The organism is Actinomycetota bacterium, assembly GCA_036280995.1.
Taxonomy (GTDB): domain Bacteria; phylum Actinomycetota; class CALGFH01; order CALGFH01; family CALGFH01; genus CALGFH01.
In genome coordinates, this window is sequence record DASUPQ010000530.1 from 1 (window position 1) to 3556 (window position 3556).

At 72.1% G+C, this 3556-nt stretch carries 5 protein-coding genes; 3 read left to right on the top strand and 2 right to left on the bottom strand.

The window, feature by feature from the left end:
• Nucleotides 1-35: 35 nt before the first annotated feature.
• Entirely contained in the window at nt 36-377 is a 342-nt protein-coding gene (locus tag VF468_17820) for an MTH938/NDUFAF3 family protein (protein HEX5880148.1), read from the bottom strand.
• Between the two features lie 63 nt (nt 378-440).
• On the opposite strand from VF468_17820, the gene VF468_17825 reads away from it, so the two are divergent.
• Together VF468_17825 and VF468_17830 are read left to right on the top strand one after the other, a co-directional pair.
• A complete protein-coding gene (locus tag VF468_17825) occupies nt 441-992 on the top strand; it encodes an NTPase (GenBank protein ID HEX5880149.1) in 552 nt (183 codons plus the stop codon).
• Complete coding sequence (locus VF468_17830; protein HEX5880150.1) at nt 989-1744, top strand: 5-formyltetrahydrofolate cyclo-ligase; 756 nt, start codon at nt 989-991, stop codon at nt 1742-1744. Before VF468_17825 ends, VF468_17830 begins: the two co-directional genes overlap by 4 nt.
• Nucleotides 1745-1844: 100 nt before the next feature.
• Here the strand turns inward: VF468_17830 and VF468_17835 are convergent, their stop codons facing one another.
• Nucleotides 1845-2093, bottom strand: coding sequence for a hypothetical protein (locus VF468_17835; protein ID HEX5880151.1), 249 nt, complete (start codon nt 2091-2093; stop codon nt 1845-1847).
• Between the two features lie 234 nt (nt 2094-2327).
• Here VF468_17835 and VF468_17840 point away from each other — a divergent pair, with 234 nt between their 5' ends.
• Nucleotides 2328-3191, top strand: a complete 864-nt coding sequence (locus VF468_17840) for an SDR family oxidoreductase (protein ID HEX5880152.1) — start codon at nt 2328-2330, stop codon at nt 3189-3191.
• Nucleotides 3192-3556: the final 365 nt, after the last annotated feature.

The window sequence follows — 3556 nt, forward strand, 5'->3', positions numbered from 1 at the left end:
ATGGCAGGCCGAAGTGACCACCGCGTCGGATCTGGTCAGCAGGTGAGGTGGAGGGCGGCCGCGGTGCGTGCCGGGTCGAGCTCACCGAAGCGGCGTACGGCCTGGCCGGTGGGCAGCGCCTCCACCGTCACGCCGCGGTCCTGGAGTTGTTGGATCGTGTCGGGATCGGGCCGCATGCGGCCGGCGGCACCCGTGCCGACGACCAGGTGGGAAGGGAGGTCGTCCAGAACCTCGACCAGGTCGTCGAGGACGAGCGCGTGGCCGTCCTGGCGCCACCAGTTCCGCAGCACCCGGTCGGGCAGGATGATGAGGTCGTTGGTCTCCTCGCCTCTGTCGACGACGATCCGCCCGAACTCGTAGTGGTCGATCCGCGCCATCCCACCACCCCCAGAGGTTCGGTCGCCTCGCGGGCCACGATGCCGATCGGCTAGGTTCACCTCGTGGACGAGGGTACCCCGCGGCTGCTGCTCGAGGGCCGCCCAGGGATCGGCAAGACCACCGTGGCCCGGCGCCTGCTGCACCTGCTGCAGGAGGCGGGCGTGCCGGTCGGGGGGTTCACCACGGCTGAGCTGCGGACCGGTGGGCGCCGGGAGGGCTTCCTGGTCGAGGCCGTCTCTGGAGCCCAAGAAGTCCTTGCCCACGTCGACCTGCCCGGCCCACCCCGGGTGGGCAGGTACGGCGTGGACCTAGCCGCCTTCGACCGGGTCGCCCTGCCGGCGCTGCGCACACCAAGGACTGGCGCAGTGGTGGTGGTGGACGAGCTGGGCAAGATGGAGCTTGCCTCCGCGCCCTTCCGTGACGCGGTCATGCAGCTACTCGACCGCGACGTGGCCGTGGTGGCCACCGTTCACCAGGCCCGCCACCAGTTCACCGATGCCCTCAGGCGCCGCCCCGGCATCCGGGTGGTACGGGTCACCGAGGCCACCCGCGACGCCCTGCCCGAGCAGCTCATGGATCGCCTGATCGGCGCCCCGCGAGGGGAGGAGCAGTGATCGGAGCATCCGCTCCCGGCCCGGACGAGGCGGCCCGGGCCAAGCAGGCGATCCGCGAGCGCGTCTGGGCCCTCGTGGAGCGCGAGCGGGCGGCCCGCTTCCCGGGCGCCAAGGGGCGGATCCCCAACTTCGCCGGGGCGTCGGCGGCCGCCGCCCGGCTGGCCTCACTGCCGGTGTGGCGGGCGGCCCGGGTGGTCAAGAGCAACCCCGACGCCCCCCAGCTCCCGGTCCGGGCTCGAGCCCTGGCCGACGGCAAGCTCCTGTACATGGCCGTCCCCCGCCTGACCGACGAACGCCCCTTCATCCTCCTCGACCCAGGCCGGCTCGAGGTCCCACCCCGCCGCGCCGCCTCCATCGCCGGGTCGGCCCGGGTCGGGCGGCGGATCTACGTGGCCGAGCTGCAACCCGTGGACCTGGTGGTCTGCGGCAGCGTGGCCGTCAACCGCGACGGCGCCCGGGTCGGCAAGGGCGGCGGCTTCTCCGACCTGGAGTTCGCGTTGCTGGTCGAGGCCGGGCTGATCGGCACCAATACCGTGGTCGCCACCACCGTCCACCCCCTGCAGGTGCTGGAGGAGCCGCTGCCCGAGACCGGCCACGACTTCCGCCTGGACCTGATCGTCGCCGGCGAGGAGGTCATCAGATGCCGCCGCACCCGCCGGCCGCAGGGGATCCTCTGGGAGCACCTCGACCCGGCCAAGATCGCTGCCATCCCCGCCCTGGCCGCCCGGGTACGGCAGCATGGAACGCTTTAGACGGCGCTTCACTCCCTTGGTTTGGTATGGCTGGATCCGGCCCAGGTCGCGGTGCAGTTGTGCCCCAGGACCCTTGGGATGGCGCACGCCCCGGCAGCGGCTACCGTTCCGGGTCTCTAGCTTGGCCGCTGATCTGGTGGGGTCGGGGCCAGCAGACGAACATGGCGTCCTCGGCGCAGGTCATCGCCTCGACCACCTGCTCGTTGTCGAAGCCGGGCAGCGCTTGTAGCCAGCCCAGCAGGTCCTGCTCGACCGCCTCGCGGTGTGGCACGGCCACCGCGCCGCCGTCGCGGCCGGTCAGCGCTGGCGCCCGCCGTGACTTGGGCCCGTCTCGCCGTTTCCTGAGCACCCTCACTCCTGCCCCGGCGGTCATTCCCTCCAGACGGGGAAGAATGACGCGAGACAGCAAGACAAGCCTTGCAAGGCTGCGGCCTGCGGCTCTGGGAGCTGGCAGGGACGGTGAGGATGGCACTTGAAGGTGCCTGTTCTCCGGTGGGAAGCAATGGGGTTGCGGGCTTGGTTACTGCTGGCGGGCCCGGATTGGGTGGCCGATCACAATCAGCCACGAGAGGAGCACGAGCACATGTCCATGGTCGTCACTGGCGCCACCGGCCAGCTGGGCCGTCTGGTGGTCGAAGCCCTGCTGCAGCGGGGCGTCCCTGCCGAGCAGATCATCGCCACCGGACGGCGCACCGAGGTCCTCGGCGACCTGGCCGACTGCGGCGTCGTGGTCCGGCGTGTGGACTTCAACGACCAGGCGTCGCTGCCCGAGGCGTTCGCCGGCGCCGACAAGCTGTTGCTGGTCTCTGGGAGCGAGGCCGGCCAGCGCGTCCGCCAGCACGGCAACGCCATCAACGCCGCCAAGGCCGCCGGGGTGCGGTTGGTCGCCTACACCAGCGGGGTCCGCGCCAACACCTCCACGCTGCTGGCCATGAAGGACCATCGGGCCACCGAGCAGCTGCTGGCCGAGGCCGGCATCCCCTATGCGCGGCTGCGCAACTGCTGGTACCTGGAGAACTACACCGGCCAGCTGCCGGTCTACCTCGAGCGCGGCATCGTCGGCGCGGCCGGCGCCGGCAAGGTGAGCGCGGCCACCCGCGCTGACTATGCCGAGGCCGCCGCGGCGGTGCTGGCCGGCGAGGGCCACGCCGGTGCGGTCTATGAGCTGGGGGGCGAGCCGTTCACAATGGCTGAGCTGGCCGAGGTCATCTCGGTCGCCACCGGCCGGACGGTCACCTACACCGACCTGCCGCCCGAGCAGTATCAGGCGGTCCTGGTCGGGGCGGGCCTGCCCGAGGCGATGGCGGCCATGGTCGCCGACGGTGATCGTGGTGTCGCGGCCGGCGAGCTGCTGGTCGAGGGCGACGACCTCAAGCGGCTCCTGGGCCGGGCGCCGACGCCGCTGGCTGACGCCGTCGCCGCCGCGGTCGCGGACCTGCGCGGCTGACCGGCCTCGCCAGCACCCGCGACACAGCCGACGGCGTGGAGGTGGTCGGCCTGGCGTCGGGCCGGCCATCGGCCGCTTCCCGGGTTGGCGCCGATCGCCCGCCGGCTGCTGGCCCGCTGCTTCCACATCCTCAGCCAGCTAGAGACTGCCACCACCATCGGAGAAGGCCAGACCGGCTGCGCTTGGAACAACCGCATGCGCCGGCAACACGGCCGTTGACCTGACTGAGCAGCCCGGCCCGGACTCCACTGTCATGCGGACCCCAGTTCTGGAGGCCCATCGAGTGGGGCCTACTCAAGGAGGACGCCGGGCCGGCGTTGTAGTTCCCGCGGTTCACCGGCCGCTGGCGCAACGACAAGGCCCCC